The organism is Isoptericola dokdonensis DS-3, from assembly GCF_001636295.1.
GTDB lineage: Bacteria > Actinomycetota > Actinomycetes > Actinomycetales > Cellulomonadaceae > Isoptericola > Isoptericola dokdonensis.
Window position 1 is genome coordinate 2,409,975 of the sequence record NZ_CP014209.1, and the last position, 22,014, is coordinate 2,431,988.

At 75.0% G+C, this 22,014-nt stretch carries 21 protein-coding genes; 8 read left to right on the forward strand and 13 right to left on the reverse strand.

The annotated features are described in order from the left end of the window. Positions 1-70: 70 nt before the first annotated feature. Positions 71-3,385 carry a PQQ-dependent sugar dehydrogenase gene (locus tag I598_RS11240; RefSeq protein WP_068203038.1) on the reverse strand — a complete coding sequence of 1,105 codons (3,315 nt, stop codon included), beginning with the start codon at positions 3,383-3,385 and terminating at the stop codon, positions 71-73. Between the two features lie 412 nt (positions 3,386-3,797). Between I598_RS11240 and I598_RS11245 the strand changes: the two genes are divergently transcribed. After that, the gene (locus I598_RS11245; RefSeq protein WP_068203039.1) at positions 3,798-5,027 is read left to right on the forward strand and encodes an ROK family transcriptional regulator; all 1,230 of its coding nucleotides are present in this window, start codon (positions 3,798-3,800) and stop codon (positions 5,025-5,027) included. Here the strand turns inward: I598_RS11245 and I598_RS11250 are convergent. The 7 genes from I598_RS11250 to I598_RS11280 form a co-directional block, all read right to left on the reverse strand. Then, entirely contained in the window at positions 4,987-6,381 is a 1,395-nt protein-coding gene (locus tag I598_RS11250; RefSeq protein WP_068203040.1) for an alkaline phosphatase family protein, read from the reverse strand. The genes I598_RS11245 and I598_RS11250 overlap by 41 nt on opposite strands. Then, positions 6,378-7,553: a metabolite traffic protein EboE gene (eboE, locus tag I598_RS11255; protein ID WP_068203041.1), complete on the reverse strand. Its 1,176-nt coding sequence runs from the start codon at positions 7,551-7,553 to the stop codon at positions 6,378-6,380. The genes I598_RS11250 and eboE overlap by 4 nt, the downstream gene beginning before the upstream one ends. A 1-nt stretch (position 7,554) precedes the next feature. Then, a complete protein-coding gene (locus I598_RS11260) occupies positions 7,555-8,430 on the reverse strand; it encodes a TatD family hydrolase (protein WP_068203042.1) in 876 nt (291 codons plus the stop codon). 85 nt (positions 8,431-8,515) lie between these two features. Further along, positions 8,516-9,106, reverse strand: a complete 591-nt coding sequence (locus tag I598_RS17880; RefSeq protein ID WP_068203043.1) for an EboA domain-containing protein — start codon at positions 9,104-9,106, stop codon at positions 8,516-8,518. Then, a complete protein-coding gene (locus I598_RS11270) occupies positions 9,103-10,005 on the reverse strand; it encodes a sugar phosphate isomerase/epimerase family protein (protein WP_068203044.1) in 903 nt (300 codons plus the stop codon). Before I598_RS11270 ends, I598_RS17880 begins: the two co-directional genes overlap by 4 nt. After that, positions 10,002-10,844 carry an SCO3242 family prenyltransferase gene (locus I598_RS11275; RefSeq protein WP_068205226.1) on the reverse strand — a complete coding sequence of 281 codons (843 nt, stop codon included), beginning with the start codon at positions 10,842-10,844 and terminating at the stop codon, positions 10,002-10,004. The genes I598_RS11270 and I598_RS11275 overlap by 4 nt, the downstream gene beginning before the upstream one ends. Next, positions 10,841-12,052: an inositol-3-phosphate synthase gene (locus tag I598_RS11280; RefSeq protein WP_068205227.1), complete on the reverse strand. Its 1,212-nt coding sequence runs from the start codon at positions 12,050-12,052 to the stop codon at positions 10,841-10,843. Before I598_RS11280 ends, I598_RS11275 begins: the two co-directional genes overlap by 4 nt. Before the next feature lie 112 nt (positions 12,053-12,164). On the opposite strand from I598_RS11280, the gene I598_RS11285 reads away from it, so the two are divergent. Genes I598_RS11285 through I598_RS11295 form a run of 3 tightly spaced genes read left to right on the forward strand, consistent with a single transcriptional unit; the run spans position 12,165 to position 14,057 of the window. Continuing rightward, positions 12,165-13,307: a winged helix DNA-binding domain-containing protein gene (locus tag I598_RS11285; RefSeq protein ID WP_068203045.1), complete on the forward strand. Its 1,143-nt coding sequence runs from the start codon at positions 12,165-12,167 to the stop codon at positions 13,305-13,307. 43 nt (positions 13,308-13,350) lie between these two features. Next, on the forward strand, positions 13,351-13,662 hold the full coding sequence (locus I598_RS11290) for a type II toxin-antitoxin system prevent-host-death family antitoxin (protein ID WP_068203046.1): 312 nt from the start codon (positions 13,351-13,353) through the stop codon (positions 13,660-13,662). Then, a complete protein-coding gene (locus I598_RS11295; protein ID WP_232314135.1) occupies positions 13,659-14,057 on the forward strand; it encodes a PIN domain-containing protein in 399 nt (132 codons plus the stop codon). The genes I598_RS11290 and I598_RS11295 overlap by 4 nt, the downstream gene beginning before the upstream one ends. 8 nt (positions 14,058-14,065) lie before the next feature. Here I598_RS11295 and I598_RS11300 read toward each other — a convergent pair whose 3' ends face one another. Beyond that, entirely contained in the window at positions 14,066-14,530 is a 465-nt protein-coding gene (locus I598_RS11300; RefSeq protein WP_157557217.1) for a DUF2255 family protein, read from the reverse strand. 174 nt (positions 14,531-14,704) lie between these two features. Here I598_RS11300 and I598_RS11305 point away from each other — a divergent pair, with 174 nt between their 5' ends. Further along, entirely contained in the window at positions 14,705-15,073 is a 369-nt protein-coding gene (locus tag I598_RS11305; RefSeq protein WP_068203048.1) for a hypothetical protein, read from the forward strand. Here the strand turns inward: I598_RS11305 and I598_RS11310 are convergent. From I598_RS11310 to I598_RS11320, 3 genes are all read right to left on the reverse strand, one after another. After that, a complete protein-coding gene (locus I598_RS11310) occupies positions 15,051-15,944 on the reverse strand; it encodes a hypothetical protein (protein ID WP_083973206.1) in 894 nt (297 codons plus the stop codon). The two genes, I598_RS11305 and I598_RS11310, sit on opposite strands and share 23 nt — an antisense overlap. Further along, entirely contained in the window at positions 15,941-16,621 is a 681-nt protein-coding gene (locus I598_RS11315) for a hypothetical protein (protein WP_068203049.1), read from the reverse strand. Before I598_RS11315 ends, I598_RS11310 begins: the two co-directional genes overlap by 4 nt. A 93-nt stretch (positions 16,622-16,714) precedes the next feature. Continuing rightward, positions 16,715-19,453, reverse strand: coding sequence for a cation-translocating P-type ATPase (locus I598_RS11320; RefSeq protein WP_068203050.1), 2,739 nt, complete (start codon positions 19,451-19,453; stop codon positions 16,715-16,717). 189 nt (positions 19,454-19,642) lie between these two features. Between I598_RS11320 and I598_RS11325 the strand changes: the two genes are divergently transcribed. Genes I598_RS11325 through I598_RS11335 form a run of 3 tightly spaced genes read left to right on the forward strand, consistent with a single transcriptional unit; the run spans position 19,643 to position 21,494 of the window. Beyond that, a complete protein-coding gene (locus I598_RS11325) occupies positions 19,643-20,122 on the forward strand; it encodes a DUF2975 domain-containing protein (protein ID WP_068203051.1) in 480 nt (159 codons plus the stop codon). Next, positions 20,122-20,349 (forward strand): helix-turn-helix domain-containing protein, encoded by a 228-nt coding sequence (locus I598_RS11330; protein ID WP_068203052.1) that lies wholly within the window; start codon positions 20,122-20,124, stop codon positions 20,347-20,349. The genes I598_RS11325 and I598_RS11330 overlap by 1 nt, the downstream gene beginning before the upstream one ends. After that, positions 20,346-21,494: an NAD(P)/FAD-dependent oxidoreductase gene (locus tag I598_RS11335; protein ID WP_068203053.1), complete on the forward strand. Its 1,149-nt coding sequence runs from the start codon at positions 20,346-20,348 to the stop codon at positions 21,492-21,494. The genes I598_RS11330 and I598_RS11335 overlap by 4 nt, the downstream gene beginning before the upstream one ends. A 123-nt stretch (positions 21,495-21,617) precedes the next feature. Here the strand turns inward: I598_RS11335 and I598_RS11340 are convergent, their stop codons facing one another. Continuing rightward, a complete protein-coding gene (locus I598_RS11340; RefSeq protein WP_418268512.1) occupies positions 21,618-21,989 on the reverse strand; it encodes a (R)-mandelonitrile lyase in 372 nt (123 codons plus the stop codon). Between the last annotated feature and the right edge of the window lie 25 nt (positions 21,990-22,014).

Consider the following 22,014-nt stretch of genomic DNA (forward strand, 5'->3'; position numbering starts at 1 on the left):
TCAGGTCCCCGCCGGCGTCGTCGCCGGTGGGACCCGGTGGGGGCACTCAGGTGCCCCCACCGGGGGTCTGTCAGCCGAGCTCCGCGACGAGCGCCTGGGCGTCGCGGACGAGCACCTCCTCGTCGGTCGCCGCGGCGAACCGCTCGAGCGCTGCAGCGGCCTGGGCGTCGCGACCGGCGGCCAGGTGACGGGTGGCCTGCCCGAGGAAGGCGTCGAGGCGGGCCGCCTCGGGCTTCGTCAGGGCACCGTCGGCACGGAGCCGCTCGACGTGGGCGGCGAGGTCGTCGACGGAGGTCGTGACGACGAACGTCACGGTGCTCTCGGTCGTGTTGCCGGCCTGGTCCGTGGCGGTCGCGACGAGCACGTGCTCGCCGAGGTCCAGCGTCCACAGGTCGAGCGCGCCCGGCTCGACCGCCTCGCCGTCGAGCGTGACGTCCGAGGACGCGACGCCCGACGTCGCGTCGGTCACCTCGACCCCCAGGTCGAGGGTCGTCGACGACCCGAGCTCGGCGCCGTCCTCGACGCCCGACACGGTGACCTCGGGGGCCGTGGTGTCGATGCGGACGGTGACGGACCCGACCTCGGAGACGTTGCCGCCGGTGTCCGTGACCCGGTACTGCACCTCGTGGACGCCGTCGTCGTCGATCGTGACGGGCTGGAGGTTGCCGGTCCACGGGTGGCGGACGCTCTGCCACGTCTCGCCGCCGTCGTACGACACCTCGCCGTCGCCGACCTGGCCGTCGTCGGACGCGTCCAGGGTGAGGGTGACCGGGCCGGTGTACCAGCCGTTGTCGCCCGTCGGCTCGGCCGGGTCGAGCACGGCCGTGACCTCTGGCGCGGTGGCGTCGGTGACGCCCGGACCGGTGAAGGTCAGGGTGTCGAGCTCGACGCCGCCGGTCGAGGTGACGAAGAGCTCGCCGGTGCCCTCGGGGAAGGCCGTGACGTCGCCCGCCACCGTCTCCCAGCCGGTCGAGCCGATCGTCGCGGTGGCGAAGGGCTCGGCGTCGGCCGCGCCCCAGCGCAGCGAGATGGTGCCGTCGCCGGAACCGCGGACGTCCACGCCGTCGATCCCGGTGAAGTTCACCGGGTCGTAGGCGAGGTGGTCGCCCGCGTCGAACGAGGTCACCTTGGACAGCGCGCCCGCGGTGTCGTCGCTCACGACCTCCACCCCGGTGAGGGTGTCGGCGTGCTCGGCCTCCTGCACGAACGTGTTGAGCAGCAGCGACACCTCGTCGGTGGCCGGCGGGATGTCCCCGTTGCCCTGGTCGGTGTACGTCGCGACGACGACGCCGTACAGCTTCTCCGTCGCACCGTGCTCGGGGGCGTCGGCCGGGGTGGCCCAGGCGCCGGAGCAGCCGCTGCCCAGCACCTCGGGGTGGGCGTGCGTGTCGTGACCGAGCCCGAACGTCCAGGACAGGTTCGCGCAGACGGTCTCGTCACCGTCCTCCGGGTCGGACGTCGTGAACGTGTACGGCACGGCGTCGCCCCAGGCGAAGAACCCGCCGTCCGGCGGGGCCTCGGCGGTGAGGGTGGGTGCCACGTTGCCGACGGTGATCGGCTGGGAGGTCACGCCGCGGCGACCGGCCGGGTCGGTGACCCGCAGCCGCACGGTGTACTGGCCGAGCTCGGCGTAGGTCGTGGTGACCTGCGCACCGGTCTCGTCGAAGGTCCCGTCACCGTCGAGGTCCCACTCGTAGGTGAGCTCGGCGCCCTCCGGGTCGGTCGACCCGGACCCGTCGAGCGTCACGGTCAGCGGCGCCTCGGAGGAGGAGATCGGGTCGGCGTCGATGACGGCCGTCGGCGCCTTGTTCCCCTCGGCGTAGTCGATGCGGTACAGGCCCGCCTCGGGGTTCTGCCGGAAGAACCCGTTGCCGTAGTCGAGCAGGTAGAGCGAGCCGTCCGGACCGAACTCCATGTCGATCGGGCCGTCGGTGATCGCCTGCACGTTGGCGGTGAGGTCCGCGTTGGGCAGCACGTGCTCGACGTGGGTGACGGGGCCGTCGCGGTCCGGGACGGTGAGCGCCGCGATGTAGTCCTGCGAGAACTCGTACATGAACGCCTTGCCGTCCCAGTACTCGGGCCACTGCGTCTCCGGGCCCTCGGGGTCGAACGCGAACGTCGGGCCGCCCATCGGGCCCTGGCCGCCCTGCGCGTCGAACTCGACGAACTCGTCGAACGGCTGGTCGCCCGGGTTGTCGCCGTAGTGCACCTGCGGCGCGGTCGCCGGCGGCAGCACGTCGAGGCCCGTGTTCCAGGTCGAGCTGTTCTCGGCCCCGGCCTCGCAGTCGAACCACTCGCCGGCGGACGCCGTCGCGAAGTCCCACTCGTTGTAGTTGGCGTTCGGGCCGTGGCAGTACGGCCACCCACCGTTGAGCGGCTCGGTGGTGGACTGCCACTCGACGTAGCCCATCGGGCCGCGAGCCGGGTCGGCGACGCCGGAGTCGGGGCCGTAGTCGCCCCAGCTCACCGCGCCGGTGACGTCGTCGACGTCGATGCGGAACGGGTTGCGCAGGCCCATGACGAAGATCTCCGGGCGCGTCTGCTCGGTGCCCGGCGGGAACAGGTTGCCGTCCGGGACCGTGTAGCTGCCGTCGTCCTCGACGTGGATGCGCAGGATCGCGCCGCGCAGGTCGTTCGTGCTGCCCGCGCCACGCCGGGCGTCGAATCCGGGGTTCATGCCGGGCGCGTTGTTGTTGGGGGCGAAGCCGTTCGCCCCGGGGGTGCCGGCGGGGGTGTTGTCACCGGTGGACAGGTAGAGGTTCCCCTCGGCGTCGAAGTCGATGTCGCCGCCCACGTGGCAGCACTGCCCGCGCTGGACCTCGACCTCGAGGATCTTCTGCTCGGTGCTCAGGTCCAGCGCGCCGGCCTCGGCGTCCCACTGGAAGCGGGAGAGCTGGTTGTAGCCCTTCCACTGGTCCCAGTAGGAGACGTCCTCGCCGGCGGGCAGGGAGTTCGGTGCCGATCCCGTCGGGGTGGTCTCCGGGTAGTCGCCCTCCATGACGCGCGGCGCGTAGTAGAGGTAGACCCAGCCGGACTCGGCGAAGTCGGGGGCGAGGGCGATGCCCTGCATGCCGTCCTCGGAGTTCGCGTAGACGTCGACGGTGTTGACCACCTCGGTGACGCCGGTGCCGGGGTCGGTGTGGCGGACCGAGCCGTCGCGCGCGGTGTGCAGCACGGTGCCGTCGGGCATGACGGCCAGGCCGATCGGTTCGCCGGTGTTCTTGGTGAGCAGGATCTTCTCGTAGTTGGACCAGTCGAGCGCCGCGTCGGCGCCCTCCTCGGACCCGTGGTCGATGCCGTCGTGGGCCGTGGCCGTGACCGGTATCGCGAGGGCTACCGTGGCCGCCGTGAGGGCGGCGACGAGGCGTGAACGCCTAGAATTCACCGTGCACTTCCCTTCGAGGTCAAGTGCGTGAGGACCCCGCCGTCTCGCCCCGTCGCTGCCACGACGGACCCGGCTCGCGGCGGGGTTCTCTCACGTGTGCTGGCGGGTCCGGAGGTCGCTCCGGGGCCCGTTCGTGCGTCGTCGGGGCGCGGTGCCCCGGTGTCCACCGTCGTTCGCCGTGCGCCCGGACGGGCGGGGCGGTCTGAGGATGCCGCAGGGGCATCCCGGTCGTCGGACCTGGCCGGCCGCGGGGGCGGGCGTCGTCCGTCCTGTGCTGGGCAGCGTCGGTGCTGCCTGGTCGTCCCTGACCACGATCACGACAGTAGCGCACTTCTGTCAGACGTCAAGCAAAAGGCGTCGAAGCGTTGCCACATAACGCGTGACGGCTGGTCGAACATGGTTGACTGGTCCCATGACGACGACGCCGGAGCACGACGACCTCGCCCCCGTGCTCCGCGCGCTGCGCGACGGCCTGCCCCGCACCCGCGCCCAGCTCGCCCGCGAGCTCGGGCTCTCCCGGTCGACCATGTCGACCCGGGTCGACGACCTCCTCGCCCTCGGGCTGGTCGCCCCGACGGGGGACGCGGGCTCCACCGGCGGGCGGCCCGCCAGCACCTTCGCGTTCACGCCCGGCGCACGGATCGTCGCGGGCGTCGACCTCGGCGCCACCCACGCCCGGATCGTCCTGACCGACCTCGCCGCCCACGAGATCGCGGACCACCGCGAGGAGGTCTGCATCGCGTCCGGCCCCGGCCCCGTCCTCGACCGGGTCGTCGAGGTCGTGCACACCCTGCTCGCCGAGGCCGGTCGCGACCTCGCCGACCTCGCCGGCGTGGGCGTCGGGCTGCCCGGCCCCGTCGACCACGCGAGCGGGCGCCCCACGAAGCCCCCGATCATGCCCGGGTGGGACGGCCACGACGTCGCCGGGCACCTCCACGCGGGCCTTGGGAGCGCTCCCGTGCTCGTCGACAACGACGTCAACCTCATGGCGCTGGCCGAGCACTCCTCGGCGCTGCCGCAGGTCGAGCACCTGCTCTTCGTCAAGGTCGCCACCGGCATCGGCGCGGGCATCATCGCCGACGGCCGCGTCCACCGCGGCGCGCAGGGCAGCGCCGGCGACCTCGGCCACGTCGCCGTCCCCGGCGGCGAGCCCGTGCCCTGCACCTGCGGCAACACCGGCTGCCTGGAGGCCGTCGCGGGCGCCGCCGCCGTCGCCGCCCGGCTGCGCGAGCACGGCGTCGAGGCCCGCACCAGCGACGACGTCGTCGCGCTCGTCCGGGGCGGCAACATCGTCGCCACCCAGGCCGTCCGCGACGCGGGGCGCGCCGTCGGCGCCGTCCTCGCGTCCTGCGTCAGCCTCCTCAACCCGTCGGCGATCGTCGTGGGCGGTTCGATGGCGCGCGTCGGCGAGCACCTCGTCGCCGGCATCCGCGAGGTCGTCTACGCCCGCCCGCTGCCGCTCGCGACGCAGAACCTGCGCGTCACCACCAGCCGCATCGGCGCGCACGCCGGCGCGCTCGGCGGCGCCTGGCTCGCCGTCGAGAACGCCTTCGACACGCCGGGCCTGCTCACCCGCGGCACGGCGGGCGCCGCGGACGCGCTCAGCCCGGTGGCACCGCTGCCTGCCGCTCAGGTCGGCTGACCCCGGTCGCCAGGCCGACCAGCAGGTCCCGCACGGCCGTCGCCTCGACGCGCTCCGGCATGTCGACCGGCTCCGAGCACAGCAGCACGGGGCCGTCCGCCGGGTCGGCGGGCAACCGGCCGTGCGTGCCGCGCACCGGCGCCGGGTCGAGCGGCACCACCCGCATCGTCGAGCGCACGCCCAGCTTCTTGCGGGCCACGTGCGCCGCCGCCCGCACCTTCGCCCACCGGCCGTCCCAGAACAGCTCGGCGGGGTCGTAGCCGGGCTTCTTGTGGATCTCCACCGACCGCGCGAAGTCGGGGGCGAGGTCGTCGTCGAGCCAGTAGTAGTAGGTGAACCAGGCGTCGGGCTCCGCGACGAGCACGAGGTCGCCCGCCCGGTCGTGGTCCAGCCCGTACCGCTGCTTGCCGGCGTCGTCGAGCACCTCGGCGACGCCGGGCACCCCCGCCAGCAGCTCGGCCACCTGCGCCCGGTCGGCCGGATCGGGCACGTAGACGTGCGCCACCTGGTGGTCGGCGACGGCGAACGCCCGCGACGTCCACGGGTCCAGCAGCTCGCCGGTCGCGTTGTGGTGCACGTGCAGCAGACCCGCCCGGCGCAGCACCCGGTTGACGTCCACCGGACGGCGGGCCGGCGTGATGCCGTACTCGCTGAGCGCCACGACGGTCGTCCCCGTGCGGGCGGCGTCGTCGAGCAGCGGGGCGAGGACCTCGTCCACCTCCCGGGCCGCGGCCGCCGCCTCGGGGGCGTCCGGCCCGAACCGCTGGAGGTCGTAGTCGAGGTGCGGCACGTACACGAGCGTCAGGTCGTGGTCGGGCATCAGGTCCCGCGCCGCGGCGACGATCCACCGCGACGACGCGATGCCCGCCGTCGGGCCCCAGTAGGTGAACAGCGGGAACGGCCCGTGCCGCGCGACCAGCTCGTCGTGCAGGGACGGGGGCCAGGTCCAGCAGTCGGGGTCCTTGCGACCGTCCGCGTGGTAGACGGGACGCGGCGTGACCGTGGAGTCCGCGGTCGAGCCCATCGCGAACCACCAGCAGACGTTCGCCACCCGGTAGCCGGGCCGGGTGCGGCGGATCGTCTCCCACACCTTCTCCCCGGCAATCAGGCGGTGGTGCTGACGCCACAGCAGCGGCTCGCCCAGGTCGCGGAAGTACCAGCCGTTGCCCACGACGCCGTGGTCGCGGGGCAGCAGCCCGGTGAGGAACGTGGCCTGCGCCGAGCAGGTGACCGCGGGCAGCACGGTGCCGAGCCCGGCCCGCCCGCCGCCGTCGGCCACCGCCCGCAGGCGCGGCATGTGCTCCAGCAGGCGGGGCGTCAGCCCGACGACGTCGAGCACGAGCAGCCGGCTCACAGCGCCACCACCCCTCGCGCGGCGAGCTGGTCCCGGGTCCAGGCGAGCTCCGCGGCGATGCCGGCGACCAGGCCGGCGTCGTCCACGGGCCGCAGGTCCTCGGGCAGCACCGACCACGTGTACGTCTCGGTCTCCAGGTGCTCGACGAGCGGGTGCGCACCCCCGACGAGCCGGTCCAGCGCCGTGCCGAGCACGTCGGTGGTGCTGGTCAGCGGCTCGCGCGGCCGCGCGTGGAGCGGCACGTGCACGTGGACGCGCCACGGCCCGTCCGTCGGCAGGCCGGGGGCGCCCGCCCGGCCGAGGGCGTCCGGGAGGTCGTCGCGGCGCACCACGCCGCCGTCGCGCAGTGCCCGCGTCTGGTGCAGGAACCGCGCCTCGACGAACTCCTCCAGCGCCGCGAGCGCCGCCGGGTCCCGCGGGTCGGGGCAGTGCAGCGCGGCGGAGACCTGCGTCTTGACGACGTCCAGCCCGGCCCCCGCGACCGCGGCGAGCGCGGCGTCCGGGTCCTCGAACTCGGTCGCGAGGTGGCACAGGTCGAGGCACACCCCGAGCCGTCCCGCGTCCACGCCGCGCAGGTGCTCGGCGAGCCCGACGGCGGTCTCGCCGACGCACCCCGGTTCCGGCTCGAACGCGACGCGGATCGTGCGACCGGTGTCGGCCTCGACCTTCGCCAGGCCGTCGGCGAGGCGGTCGAGCCGGTCGCGGGCCGCGGCGGCCCGGCCCGCGTCCCAGGGTTCCCGCCAGGCCAGGGGGAGGGTGCTGATGCTGCCGCGGTCGACGTCGTCGGGCAGGATCGCGGCCAGCACGCGGGCGGCGTCGAGCGTGTAGTCGAGGCGCGCGTCGTCGGTCCAGTCCGGCAGGTAGACGGCCTTCTTGACCACCGGGGCGTGGAAGTCCCCGTAGGGGAACGCGTTGACCGTGACGACCTCCAGGCCGTCCCGGTCGAGGGCGGCCCGCAGCTCGTCGGTGCGGGCCGGGTCGGCGGCGAGCTCGTGGACGGCCCGGGCCGGGAGCCACAGGCCGAGGCCGAGCCGGTCGGCGTCGAGCCGCCGCCGCACCGGGCCCGCGAACCGGCGGAGCTGGTCGTGCAGGCCGCGGGTGTCCTGCGCCGGGTGGACGTTCGTGCCGTAGGAGACGTGCAGCAGCGTGCCGTCGGGGTGGCGGAACCGCATGTCACACCTGCCCGGCGGGGGTGGCGGGCTCGCCGCGGCGCACCGAGTTGCCCTGGAACTCCCCGGACGACGCGGCGCCGTCCGCGTCGAGCAGCAGGCGCCCGCTCTGCCCGTAGAACGCGACGGGGTTGCGCCACAGGACGCGGTCGACGTCGTCGTCGGTGAACCCGGCGGCGAGCATCGCCTGCCCGGTGCGCCAGGTCTTCAGCGGGTCGGACCTCCCCCAGTCGGCCGCCGAGTTGACCAGCACCCGGTCCAGGCCGCGACGACGCAGGATCTCGACCATGCGCCCCTCGTCCATCTTGGTGTCGGGGTACACGGAGAACCCCGCCCAGCAGCCGGCGTCGTCCACGACGTCCACCGTCACCTCGTTGAGGTGGTCCACGACGACCATCTCGGGCGCGATCCCGACCTGCGCGACGATCTCCAGGGTGCGGCGGGTGCCCGCCGCCTTGTCCCGGTGCGGGGTGTGGACCAGCACGGGCAGGTCGTGCTCGCCGGCCAGCTCGAGCTGGCGCACGAACACCCGCTCCTCGTCGTCGGTCATCGAGTCGAAGCCCGTCTCGCCGACCGCGACCACGCCGTCCTTCTCCAGGTAGCGGGGCAACAGGTCGAGCACGCCGTGGCAGCGCGGGTCGTTGGCCTCCTTCGGGTTCAGGGCGATCGTCGCGTGGTGCACGATCCCGAACTGCGCGGCCCGGAACCTCTCCCAGCCGAGCAGCGCGTCGAAGTAGTCGACGAACGAGCCGACCGACGTGCGGGGCTGTCCGAGCCAGAACGCCGGCTCGACGAGCGCGCGCACCCCGGCGTCGCGCATGCGCTCGTAGTCGTCGGTGGTCCGGGACGTCATGTGGATGTGGGGGTCGAAGATGCGCACGGGCCGTCTCCTTGTCGGGGGCCGAGCGTCTCTGGAGGTCGGCCATGAGACGCGCACGGCGGACCTTCAGAGGCGCTCGGCGGGGTCAGGGGGTGGTGGCGAGCAGGTCGAGGGCGTCGGCGGGGACGTCCCGGCCGGCCGCGCGCCGCTCGGCCGCGTAGGCGGCGACCATGCGGTCGAGCTCGGCGTCCCGGCGGGCGGGCAGGTCGGCGACGACGGCCAGCGGCACGCCGGTGAACAGGCACTTGAGCACACCGTGCCGCCAGGCGTCGTCCGGCAGGTGGGCGGCCGCGTACGGTCCCATCGCGGCGGCCACCAGCCGGGAGTCGTTGGTGCGCAGCGCGTCGTGCAGCAGCGGCACCGCGGCGTCGCCCACGTCGAGGTCGGGCAGGGCGAGCAGGACGGCGCGGCGCTCGTCCGCGTCGCCCGTGCGGTACAGGTCGTCGGCGACGGCGGCCGTCCCGTCCGGCCCGGCGCCCTGCGTCGCCGCGACCAGCAGCCGCACGCGGGCGACGTCCTGCACCGCGTGGCCGCCCGGTCCGGGGCCGCGGCCGACCGCGCGGGCCGCGCGGGCGAACGCCCCGGGCAGCGTGTCCGGGGAGGCGCGCACCTGCGCCACCAGGGCGACGAGCCGCGCCTCCGCGGCCGGGTCGAGCGTCGTGCGTGCCAGGGTCATCCGGTCACCCCCACCTCGTCGTGGACCTCGTGCCTGCCCGCGGACGCCGGCCGGACCGGCACCCCGGCGGTCGTGGCGGCGTCCCGCAGCGCGGTCATGCTGGTCGTCGCGAGCCGGGCGGCGGCGTGCGAGTGCCGCGGCAGCTCGATCGACGCGAGCCCGTCGTACCCGACCTCGTCGAGCGCGGCGAGCACGCCCGGCAGGTCGACCTCTCCCGCGCCGAGCTCCAGGTGCTCGTGGACGCCCGGCAGCATGTCGTCCACCTGGACGTGCGCGACCAGCGCACCCGCGGCGCGCACGACGTCCGGTCCGGGCGCGTCCTCGACGCAGGTGAGGTGGCCGACGTCGATCGTCAGGCGCAGCCGGTCGGGGTTCCCGAGCGCGTCACGCAGCCGCACGACGTCCGCGACCTTCTCGACCAGCATCCCGGGCTCCGGCTCGAACGCGAGGTCGACCCCCGCGTCGTCGGCGAGCATCAGCACCTCCGCGGTCCCGGCGACGAGACGGTCCCAGCCGGTCGCGGGCGACGTGCCCGCGGGGAGCACCCCCGACCAGAGGTGCACGGCGGGGGCGCCGAGGTCGACGGCGACCCGCACCGCGGTGGCGAGCAGCTCGACGCGACGCTCGCGCCCGGCGTCGGACACGAGCGTCGGCTCGTGCTTGCGGCGCGGGTCGAGCACGTAGCGGGCGCCGGTCTCGACGACGACGGCGAGCCCGTGCCGGTCCAGCAGCCGCGCGACGTCGCCGGTACGCCGCGCCAGGTCGGGGGCGTGCGGGTCGAGGTGCATGTGGTCGAGCGTCAGCGCGACCCCGCCGTAGCCGAGGTCCGCGAGCAAGGCGAGGCAGTCCTCGAGGCGGTGGTCGGCGAATCCGTTGGTGCCGTAGCCGAGCGTGATCACGTGGGGCTCACCGCCCGGGCGCCGAGGCGGGCCAGCGGGACCGCGGCGAGCAGCCCCACGGCGGCCGCCACGGCCCCGTGCCCCGCCAGCAGGGCGGCCTGCAGGGGCACCATCCCGCGGATGCCGACGCCCGTGGCGCGCCGGGCGGTGGCCGCGTCGGGCCGGCGCACGACGTCCACCTGGGCGGGCAGGACGGCCGCGGCGTACGTCGCGGCGAGCGCGACGGCGGGCACGCGGGCACGGCCCGGGGCGAGGGCGGCTCCCGCGGCCGCGGCGACGGTCGTGGCGACGGCCGCCCGGCCCTGGCCGGTGGTGGTGCCGTGCACCTCGCCGCGGCTGACCGCCGTCACGGCGAGGGTGTGCACGCCCATCACGGCGGCGGGCACCAGCCCGGCGCGGCGCCCCGCGGCGCCCATGAGCACGTCGAGGAACCGGGTCGCGGCCATGACGGCCGGGCCCGCCGGCGTCGGCTTGGCGACGACGTCGTAGGTCCAGACGGTCGCGGCGAGCGCGGCGGCGACGGCGAGGGGCCGCCGCCCCGCGACCGCGGCGGCCCCGAGACCCGCGGCGGTCAGGCCCCCCGCGAGCGCCAGCGCCTCCCCCGGCCGCACCCGCCCCGACGGCAGGGGCCGCTCGGGGCGTTCGGTCGCGTCGAGCTCACGGTCGGCCCAGTCGTTGAGGGCCATGCCCGCCCAGTAGAGGCACGCCGAGGCCACCGGGAGCGCGGCGGTGCGCTTCCCGCACGGCCAGCCGGCCGCGGCGGCACCCGCGAGCGTGTCGCCGGGCACGGTGAGCGCGGCGGGCAGCCGGACCAGCTCGGCGGCGTCCCGCCACCTCATGCGGCACCGTCGGACGCGGCGGCGCCGCCCGCGTCCGGCGCGCCGTCGCCCAGGGTCGCGCACCACCGGGTCAGCGTCTGCCACTGTGCTGCCAGGGCGTGCTCGGTGCTGCCGAGGGGGTCCTTGAAGAAGAACCCCAGCTCTCCCAGCGGTCCGGCGAGCCCGACCTCGTGGGCGCGGGCGACGAGGCGGGCGAGGTCGAGCACGAGCGGCGCGGCGAGGGCCGAGTCGCAGCCCTCCCACGTGACCTGCATCCGCATGCGGGTGCCGAGGAAGCCCTCGAAGGTCACGTGGTCCCAGGCGGTCTTCCAGTCGCCCAGGTCGGCGACGTGGTCGATGCGGACGGGACCCTCGACGGGGTAGCCGAGCACCGCCTCGACCGTCATCGCCTTGGTGGCCGTCTTGCTGGCCGCCGCGGCCGGGTCGGCGAGGGTGCGGCCGTCGCCGCCGCCGAGGATGTTGAACGCGGACCACGACCTCACCGCCAGGGCACGGGTCGCGAACATCGGCGCGAGGGTCGCCTTGAGCAGCGTCTCGCCGGTCTTGCCGTCGCGGCCCGCCCACGGCAGGTGCAGGGTCTTGGCCAGCTCCTCCAGCGCGGGGGTGCGCGGCCCGGTGGACGGCGTGAAGCAGACGACGGGGCAGCCGGCGCGGAACGACGCGTACGCGTAGAGCGACGACGGCGGCAGCGGCGCGGTGCCGTCGTCGAGGCGGCGTTCCAGCTCGGCGAGGGTGCCCACGGTGTGGGCCTGCGGTGCGGGCGGCTCGGTGCTGGTGAGGTCGACGACGACGACGCGCTCCAGGTCGTGCGCGGCGCGGAACTCCTCCAGGTCGGCCTGGAGCCGGTCGGCGGTCGCCCGGTCGGCGGTCCCGGTGGCACCGGGGCGGACGCGGGCGTCGACGGCGGCGAGGTCGTCGGCCAGCGCGGCCACCGTGGCGGCGGGCACCACGCCCGAGGCGGCGAGCTCGTGGGCGCGGTCGAGCATGCTGCCGCCGACGTCGTGGCCGCCGATCACGAGGTCGCCGATGCCGACCAGACCGGCGCGAGCGACCTCGGGCAGCTCGCTGACCAGGCCGGTCACGGGGGCTTGGCCGCGCGCGAGCGCGAGGGCGCCGAGGGTGGCTGTCGTGGCGACCGACCCGCGGGCACCGAGGAACCACAGGCCGGTGCGTCGTCGCGGCGGCGTGCTGGAGTCGTCGTAGACCATGGTCCGCACGCTACGCCACTTATGATTTCTGTCAAGCAAATGTCGATGGGCTGACGACAAATCTGTACGCAGCGCCCTTGCGGGTGGAGCGCAGCCCCGGCACAGTCGGGGCGTGGACGTCTCGCCCGCGGCGCTCGGACGCGCCACCCTGGCCCGCCAGCACCTGCTGGGACGGAGCGACCTGCCCGTGCCCGAGGCCGTGCGCGCCGTCGCCGCCGTCCAGGCGCAGGAGCCCGCCGCACCGTACCTTGCCCTGTGGAACCGCGTGGCCGGGTTCGACCCGGCCGACCTCGACGACGCGTTCGCCACCGGCACCGTCGTGCGCTCCACCCTCGTGCGGGTCACCCTGCACGCCGTCCACGCCGACGACTGGGCGTCGTTCCACCGCGCCGTCACCGACCCGCTGCGCGGGTCCCGGCTGTACGACCGCCGGTTCGCGCCCGCCGAGCTCACCCCCGCCGAGGTGAACGACGTCCGCGACGCCCTGCTCGCCTTCGCCGCCGAGCCCCGGACGCAGGACGAGCTGACGGCCGAGCTGACGCGGATGCTGGGCGCCGAGCGCGCCCCGGCCGCCTGGTTCGCGCTGCGCACCTTCGCACCGCTGCACCACGTCCCCACCGGGCCACCCTGGTCGTACACACCCACCCGCCGCCGGTACCGGGCCGGTGCGACGACGGGCGCCGACGCCTCCCCGCCCGGCGACGACCCCGCCGTCGTGCACCTGCTGCGCCGCTACCTCGAGGCGTTCGGCCCGGCGTCGGAGGCGGACTTCGGGCGGTTCGCCCTGCTGCGCCGCCCCTTCACCGGCCCGGCCGTCGAGGCGCTGCGCGACGAGCTCGTCGTCCTGTCCGGGAAGGGCCCGAGGGCACTGCTCGACCTGCCCGACGCCCCGCGACCGCCCGCCGACACCCCCGCCCCGCCGCGGCTGCTCGGCATGTGGGACTCCGTGCTGCTCGCGCACGCCGACCGCACGCGCGTGCTGCCCGAGGAGCACCGCACGCACGTCATCCGCCGCAACGGCGACACCCTGCCCGCCGTGCTCGTCGGCGGGCGGGTCGTCGGGGTGTGGCGCGCCACCGTCGACGGCGTCGACGCGGCGCTGTTCGAGCCGGTCGGGCGCGCGGACCTCGACGGTCTCGAAGCGGAGGCCGCCGCCCTGCGCACCTTCCTCGCCGACCGCGAGCCCGCCGTGTTCAGCCGGTACCGCCGCTGGTGGGAGCAGCTCCCCGCCGACGACGTCCGGCACCTCGCGTGATGACGCCCTTCCTCAAGGTGTACATCAGACGTAAGATCTGTCCATGAAGACGGTTCCTGTACCGGAGGACCTCGACTCCCTCCCGCGCCTGAAGGTCTCCGAGTTCCGCAGCCGGCTCAACGACGTCAACGCGGACAGCGGCCCGGTCCTGGTCGTCGCCCGAGACCGACCCAAGTTCGTCGTGGTGCCGGTCGCCGACATCGACGAGCTGACGAACGAGCGGTTCGCCGCCGCGATGGGAGTCCTGCGCCGTCTCATGCCCCCGGAGGCCGTCGAGTCCGAGCTCGCCGAGCTCGAGGCCCTGCGCGACTCCGAGGGCACCGTCCTCGACCTGGCCGAGGACCTCGACCGGTGAGAGCGCTGCTCGACACGAACGTCCTCGTCTCGATGCCCGACGTCGTCGTCCAGGAGATCGACCGGTATCGAGCCTCGACGGTGTCGCGCGCCGAGCTGGAGTTCGGCGTCAGCGCGGCAGCGCTGCGCGGGCAGGAACAGATCGCGACCATGCGTCGCCTGCGGCTCGACGCCTTGGACGACGCCGGGATCTGGCTCCCTTTCGACGCGCGCGCCTCCCGGGAGTACGGCGCTGCCGCAGCGCGGGTGCTGGCCGGCGGGGCGGTCGCCTCACGTGCCCGCCACAAGGACGGCCTCATCGCCGCCCATGCGCTCGCGCTGGAGGCACCGGTCATGACGTACAACGTCGCCGACCTCGAGCGTCTCGGGGTACGGGTCCTGCTGCCGCCGGCCTGACGCCGAGGTCAGCAGGCGACGCAGGGCACCTCGTCGCCCGCCGCCGTGCCGGTGCGACCGGCACCGACGAACCGGCGACGATCACGGACCGCGGCGCGAGCGACGGCCGCCCGCTCGGCCCAGGTGAGGCGGCGGGCGTCGAGCCGGAACGTCGTCGCGGCGGCCGCGTCGGACGTCAGCGCCCGCACCTTCTCCGGCGTGCAGCGGCCGTACTTGGCCCGGAAGGCCGCGTCCAGCGGGCCGTGCACCTCCGGCGCCACCTCGGCCAGCAGCACCGGGTGCTCGACACCGGCCACGACCACGTGGGCCCGCTGCCCGTGCGTCCCCGACGAGCGCGTACCGCCGGGCATCGACCGGACGTACAGGTGCCGGCCGAGCGCGACCAGCCACGTGGTGACCCCCGGCCCGTCGTCGGTGCGCAGGCGCACGGTGGGCGTCGTCGCGAGGTCTCGCAGGCTGGTGGTGGCAGACATGGTCGTCTCCTCGCGGTGGTGCGGTCGGGTGGTCGTCACGGGCGTCGGATGGATAGAGGTGTCCTTCGTCAGGGGTGGGGGTCGACGTGTCCAACCCCGCGGGACGCCACCGCATTCCCCGCCACCCGGCACCTCGTCGTCACCGCGGGGGCCCGGGTGGGTAGCGTGCGGTCCATGACCACCCACGACCTCCCGTCCTCCCCCGGCTCGGTGGTGGCGCACGCCGCCGGCGCCGCGCTGCTGGTCAACGCGGTGCCGCACGGCGTGCACGCCCTGTCCGGCTCGTCGTTCCCGAGCCCGTTCGCCGACCCTCCGGGCGTCGGTCCGTCGACGCCGACCGAGAACCTCGTGTGGTCCGGCACCAACGCGGTCGCCGGCGCCTGCCTGCTGCTGGGTGTGGGCCGGTTCCGGTTCGGGGCGAACCTCGACACGCTGGTCACCGTGACCGCGGGGCTGCTCGCCGCCTACGGCATCTCGCGCCACTTCACGGGCGTCGCGGCGCGGGCGGCGTCCGACGACGTCACCCCGGGAACGGCAGCCTGAACCGCACGTCGGACACCGGGACGACGAGGGTGGAACCGTCGTCCGTCCACCGCTCGGGGACGAGGAACAGCGTCCCGTCCCCCTCCGCGAGCAGCCGCAGACCGGTGTAGCGGAACCGGAACCGGTCGCCGTCGTCGGCCCGCAGCGGCTCCTGGGTGACGACGTCGTCGCCGAGCTGGAGCCGCTGCTCCGTGTCCAGGACGACGGCGGGCAGCACACCGAGGTCGGCGGCGAGGTCCGACGCCTGCGTGTACCCGGCCCACTGCGCGATCGTGGCCGTCGCCCAGAACAGGGCGGCCACCACCGTGAGCACCAGCAGCACCTCGACCGTCCGCACCGGGTCCGCCGCGCGCACCACCCCCGTGCGGCCGCTCCCGGGCGCGTGGCTCGCCAGCACCAGCCCGTAGGTCGCCAGCGCCGCCCCGCAACCCAGCACCGTCGGCGCGACGAGCGGGTACAGGACCCAGTCGCCCACCGCCGGGAAGGCCAGCACCAGCGCGACGCCGAGCAGCAGCACGACCGACCCGACGGCCACCAGGGTGCGGGCCGTGCGCCGGTGCCGCGCGGCGTCCGCGGCGGCCAGGCGGCGACGCACCACGCCGTCGGCGAGCAGCAGCGCCGCCCCGCCGAGCAGCAGCACGAGCATCGGGACGAGCAGCACGCCGGGACTGCGCATGACGAAGTCCTGCGTGCCGAGCCCGAGCAGGTCGACGTCGACCCCGAAGTACTCCAGCTGGGCCTGCGTGTGCACGTACCCGAAGTAGAACAGCACCGCCGTCACCAGGGTCACCGGCGCGACGACGCCGCCCACCACCGACCAGACGTGCGCGAACGTCCCGCGGCGGGTGTCGTCCGCGGCGGGGCCGGTCACGACGTCCCGCTCTCCTCGGTGGACCCGCCGCCGGTGTCGCCGTCGTCGTCCGTGTCCGTGCCGCCGCCGTCGCCGGCGCCGGCGCCCTCGTCGGTGTCCGGGGAGGACGACCCGACCGGCCACCCCTCCGGTGCGCTCATCGTCCACACGGCACCCTCGCCGAGAGCGGCGCGGTAGGCCTCGCAGGCCTCCTCCGACTCGCAGGTGGCGTAGGCGGTGGCGACGACGTCGACGGTCTCGGCTGTCGGTGAGTCGGGGCGGACGGCGACCGTGCAGCCGCTGCTGCCGACGTCGAGCGTCGCGCCGCTGCACGTGGCCGAGCCGGGGCAGCCGACGTCGACCACGCCCGCCGCGGTCGCGGCGACGTCGGTGATCGTCACCTCGACGCCGTCGGGCGGCGTGGCCTGGAGGAACGCCTCGCCGCACCAGGCGTCGTCGACGAGCACGAACTGCTCCCCGCCGATCGGCAGCCCGGCGAGCTCGATGCGCGGCGTGCCGTTCCCGCCACCGCCACCGTTCCCGTTGCCGTTGCCGTTGCCGTTGCCGTTGCCGTTGCCACCGGTGGTCTCCTCGGCGGTCGGGCCGACGTCGTCGTCCGGGGGCGAGGTGACGATGCCGCACCCGGCGGAGACGGTGAGCAGCAGCGCCGCGGCCAGCGCGGCGAGTCGTCGCGACATCGTCCGTCACCCCCCTGCCTCGTGGTGGCCGGGGCGCCCACGGGCGCACCGGCCCTCGTCTCTGGGGAGGCGGGCCCGGGACCTGCTGATACGTCAGTGCCGGCGACGCCCCAGCCACTTGACGGCCTCGACGAGGCCGAACACGACGACGGACAGGCCGGCGCACCTGGCCCAGGCCCCGATGCCGATGGCGGCGGAGTCGAACCAGTCGTGCATGACGGGCACGTAGACGAACACGCACTGCAGCACGACGAGCGCGACGGCGGAGATCCAGATGACGCGGTTCCCGCGCAGCACGTCGAGGGTGAGGCTGGAGCGGTCGAGGAACCGGCAGTTGAACAGGTAGGCGAGCTGGCCGAGGGCGAGCATGGTGACGGCGGTGGTCTGCGCCTCGGCCAGCGGGGCGCCCTGGGCCCGCTCCCAGGAGAACAGCGCCATGGTGGCGCCGCCGATGAGCAGCGACACGACGAGGATGCGGCGCAGGAACACGGCGTCGAGGATGTTCGCGGCCGGGTCGCGGGGGGCGCGGCGCATGACGTCGGGCTCGGCGCGCTCGTACGCGAGGCCGAGGGACAGGGTGACGGCGGTGATCATGTTGATCCACAGCACCTGCACGGGCGAGAGCGGCAGGGTGAGGCCGAACAGCACCGCGACGAGGATGACGAGCGACTGGGCGCCGTTGGTCGGCAGGAGGAACAGCACCGACTTGCGGATGTTGTCGTAGATCCGCCGCCCCTCCTCGACGGCCCGCTCGATGGTCGCGAAGTTGTCGTCCGCGAGCACGACCTCCGCGGCCTCCTTGGTGGCCTCGGTGCCCTTGATGCCCATGGCGACGCCCACGTCGGCCTGGGTGAGCGCGGGGGCGTCGTTGACGCCGTCGCCCGTCATCGCGACGACCTCGCCGTGGGCCTGGAGGGCGGAGACGATGCGGATCTTGTGCTCGGGGCTGGTGCGGGCGTAGACGTCGACGTCGCGGACGACGGCGCGCAGCTTCTCGGTGCTCATCGCCTCGAGCTCGGGGCCGGTGAGGACGGCCGGGGCGTCATCGCCGTCGGCACCTCCGACGGGACGGTCGACGATCCCCATCTCCCGGCCGATCGCCACGGCGGTGCCGGCGTGGTCGCCGGTGATCATCTTGACGCGGATGCCGGCCCGACGGCACTCCGCGATGGCGTCGACCGCCTCCGGGCGGGGCGGGTCCACGATCCCGACGAGCCCGCACAGCTCGAGGCCGCGGTCGACGTCGTCGGCGTCGAGGCGGCCCGCGTCGTCGGGCGCGGTGGTGCGGGCGGCGGCGAGGACGCGCAGCCCCTGCCCGCCGAGCTCGTCGATGTGCGCCTCCCACGCCGCGCGGTCGAGCGGTTCGGCGCCGCCGTCGGGCGTGGTCTGCGTGGCGCAGCGGTCGAGCACCCGGTCGGGTGCCCCCTTGAGGTGCACGAACGTCGCGCCGGACGGGTCGCGGTCGAGGGTGGCCATGAACTTGTTCGCCGACTCGAACGGCACGACGGCGACGCGCGTCCAGCCGGCGGGGTCGACACCCGCCTTGGTGCCGAGGGTGCGCAGCGCGCCCTCGGTGGGCTCGCCGACGAGCCGCCAGCCGTCGGCGTCCTCGTCGTCGGGCACGAGGCGGGCGTCGTTGCACAGCATCATCACGGTGGCCAGCGCCGCGAGGTCCCGGTGCGCGTCGAGCGTCGCGGCGGTGCCGTCGGCCGTGGTCAGCGCGCCGACCGGCGCGTACCCGATGCCCTCGACGGCGTAGGTGCCGCGTCCGGTGCGGACGGTGCGGGCCGTCATCTCGTTCTTCGTCAGCGTGCCCGTCTTGTCGGAGCAGATCGTCGTCACCGAGCCGAGCGTCTCGACGGCCGGGAGCTTGCGCGTGATCGCGCGCCGCCGCGCCATCTGCTGCACGCCGAGGGCGAGGGTGATGGTGACGAGCGCGGGCAGGCCCTCCGGCACGGCCGCGACGGCGAACCCGATGGACGCCGAGATCAGCTCCGGCACGTCGAAGTCGTGCAGCACGCGGCCCACCAGCACCATCACCAGCGCCATCGCGAGGATGACGACGGCCAGCACCTTGCCGAACCGGTCGAGCTGCTTCGTCAGCGGCGTCTCCAGGCTCTGGACCTCGGAGATCATGGTCTGGATGCGGCCGATCTCCGTGCCCTGACCGGTCGCCGTGACGACGCCCACGCCCTGGCCCGCCGCGACCAGGGTGCCGGAGAACAGCATGCTCGTGCGGTCCCCCACCCCCGAGTCCGCCGGGACCGCCGCGGCGTCCTTCGACGCGGGCACCGACTCCCCGGTGAGCGCCGACTCCTCCACCCGCAGGTTCGTCGCGTCGATCAGGCGCACGTCCGCGGGCACGCGATCGCCGGAGCGCACGCGCACCACGTCGCCCGGGACGACGTCGTCGGCGTCCACCGCCGCCCACGCGCCGTCGCGGCGCACCTCCGCGGTCGTCGACAGCATCTGGCGGATGCCGTCCAGCGCGCTCTCGGCGCGTCCCTCCTGGATGAACCCGATCGCCGCGTTGATGACCGCGACGGCGAGGATCACCGTGAAGTCCACCCAGTCGCCCAGCACCGCCTTGAGTGCCGCCGCGACCAGCAGGATGTAGATGAGGATGTCGTCGAAGTGCACGAGGACCCGCTTCCACAGCGGGTCGCGCTGCGGCGGCGGCAGCCGGTTGGGGCCGGCGTCGGCCCGTCGCGCCGCCGCGTCGGCGGAGGTCAGGCCGTCGCGCGAGCCGTGGAGACCGGCGAGCACGGCGGCCGGGTCGGACGCCCAGGGCGTCGACGTGGTCCCGGTCGTGGCGTCGGACGTGGAGGACATGAGCCCATTCGACCCTCGGTCCCGCGGCGGCGCGCGGCGAACCTCGCGCCGCCCGCCCGGCGCGACGGCGCGGGTTCGCGCTGCTCGGCCGACGGCAGGCCGGGGAGCAACCGTGAAGGGGTCGAGGGCATATCGTGCAGCGATCCATACCTATTGACTTTCGATAGGCGCAGGCGCGAGAGTCACGTCATGTCCCGGACCTCACGCCTCGTCGTCCCGCTCCGCGCCGTCCTCGCCGCTGTCCTCGTCGCGCTGCTCGCCACCCAGGTCGTCGTGCTGCCCGCCGTGTTCGCGCGGATGGCTGAGCAGACCCCGGAGCTCGCCGGGCTGCGCTGGCCGCTCCTGGCCCTGACCGTCGTCGTCCTCGCGTGCGTCGAGGTCGTCGTCGTGTGCTCCTGGCGGCTCCTGACGATGGTCCACGAGGACCGGATCTTCAGCACCCAGGCCCTCGGCTGGGTCGACACCATCCTGGGTTCCGTCGCCGTGGCGTGGCTGCTCGTCGCCCTCGCCGGCGTGCTGGTGGTCGCGGCCGCCGGACCCACCGGGGTCGCCGCCCTGCTGCTGGTCGTCGTGCTGGTCGGCGCCGCCGTCGGGCTGCTCATGGTGGTCATGCGGGCGCTGCTCGTCCAGGCGACCACCCTGCGCACCGACCTCGACGGGGTGATCTGATGCCGATCGTCGTCCGCCTCGACGTCGAGCTGGCCCGCCGCAAGATGAGCGTCGGCGAGTTCGCCGAGCGGGTCGGCCTCACCCCCGCCAACGTCGCCGTCCTGAAGAACGGCCGGGCGAAGGCCGTCCGGTTCTCCACCCTGGAGGCCATGTGCCGGGTCCTGGGCTGCCAGCCCGGCGACCTGCTCGAGTGGGTCGAGGACGACACGACCGAGGAGGACCGATGACCGCCCGGATCCCGTCCGCGGACGTCCTCGTCGTCGGCGCCGGCCTGGCCGGACTGCACACCGCCACCGGGCTGGCGCAGCGCGGCCACGACGTCGTCTTGGCCGAGCGTCGCCCCGACCTGGGCGGCACGGTGCGCACCACCGGGATCTTCGTGCGCCGCACCCTGGAGGACTTCCACCTGCCGCCCGCGCTGCTCGGGCCGGCGGTCCGCCGCATGGTCCTCTACCCGCCGTCCCACCGGCGCCCCGTCGTGCTGGACAGCCCCCGCGACGAGTACCGCGTCGGGGACATGCGGGGCCTCTACCGCGACGGCGCCGAGCAGGCCGCTGCGGCCGGCGTGCGGATCCTGCTCGGCACCCGGTACCTGGGACGCGCGGACGGGCGGCACGTCCTGGAGGGTCCGGACGGCACGGTCGAGGTCGGCGCCCGGTACGTCGTCGGGGCGGACGGCGCCCGGTCGGGCGTGGCCCGCGAGCTCGGCCTCGACCGCAACCGCGAGCTCCTGGTCGGCGCCGAGCACGTGTTCGCCGTGCCCCGCCGGGACGTCGTGCCCGCGTTCCACTGCGTCGTCGACCCGCGGCTCGCACCCGGGTACCTCGCGTGGGTGCTCGACGACGGCGAGCACGCGCACGTCGGCGTCGCCGGGTACGCGCGCCGCTTCCCGCACGGCATGCACCACGCGCTGCGGCAGTTCGCCGCGACGGCCCCCGGGCTGCGCGGGACCACCCGCCCCGAGCACGTCGAGCACCGCGCGGGGCCGATCCCCGTCGGCGGCCTGCTGCGGCGCATCGCGTCGCCCGACGGCCTGCTCGTCGGCGACGCCGCCGGTGCCGTGTCCCCGCTCACCGCGGGCGGCCTCGACCCGTGCCTGCGCCAGTCCGCGCACGCCGTCGACGTCCTCGACCAGGCGCTGCGCACCGGACGGCCCGACCCGCTGCGCCGCTACGACGGCGCCGCCCTGCGGACGCAGTTCCGCGGCCGGATCGCCATGCGACGGGGTCTCGGCCTCGTGCGCACGCCCGCCGTCGCCGAGGCCGGGGTCGCAGCCCTGCGCACGCCCCCGGGGCGCGCCGCGGCCCGGCGGATCCTGTTCGGCGACGGGTCGTTCCCCGACCCGGTGCCTGTCCCCGCGCTCGTCCGGTGAGCGCGGTGCCGGCCCGCACCGACCGCGCAGCCTCCGTCAGCGCCCTCGGAGATGCTCCACCAGGAGCTCCAGTCCGACGACCTCCACGCGATCCACGGTGGAGCGGTCGGTGCCACCGTGCCGTCAGGGGCGTGCGTACTCGTCGTCCGTGACGTGCTCCAGCCAGGTGGTCGTGGACGCGGGGTCGTCGGCGTTCTCCAGCATGGCGAGGTGCTCCATGAAGTCGTCCGGGGTGGCGCCGTGCCAGTGCTCCTCGCCGGGCGGGCAGTAGACCGTCCCTCCGGCGGGCACCTCCACGACGCCGTCCCGCGTCCCGACGAGCGCGACCCCGGACGTCACGTGCAGCGACTGCCCGCGCGCGTGGGAGTGCCAGGCGGTGCGGGCGCCGGGCGCGAACCGGACGAGCGCCACGACCATCCGCTGGTCGGCGTCCTGCGGCACCACGATCGGGTCGAGCCACACGTCCCCGGTGAACTGCTCGGGCGGGTTCTTCATGGTGGCGGGCTTGGGCAGCACCTGC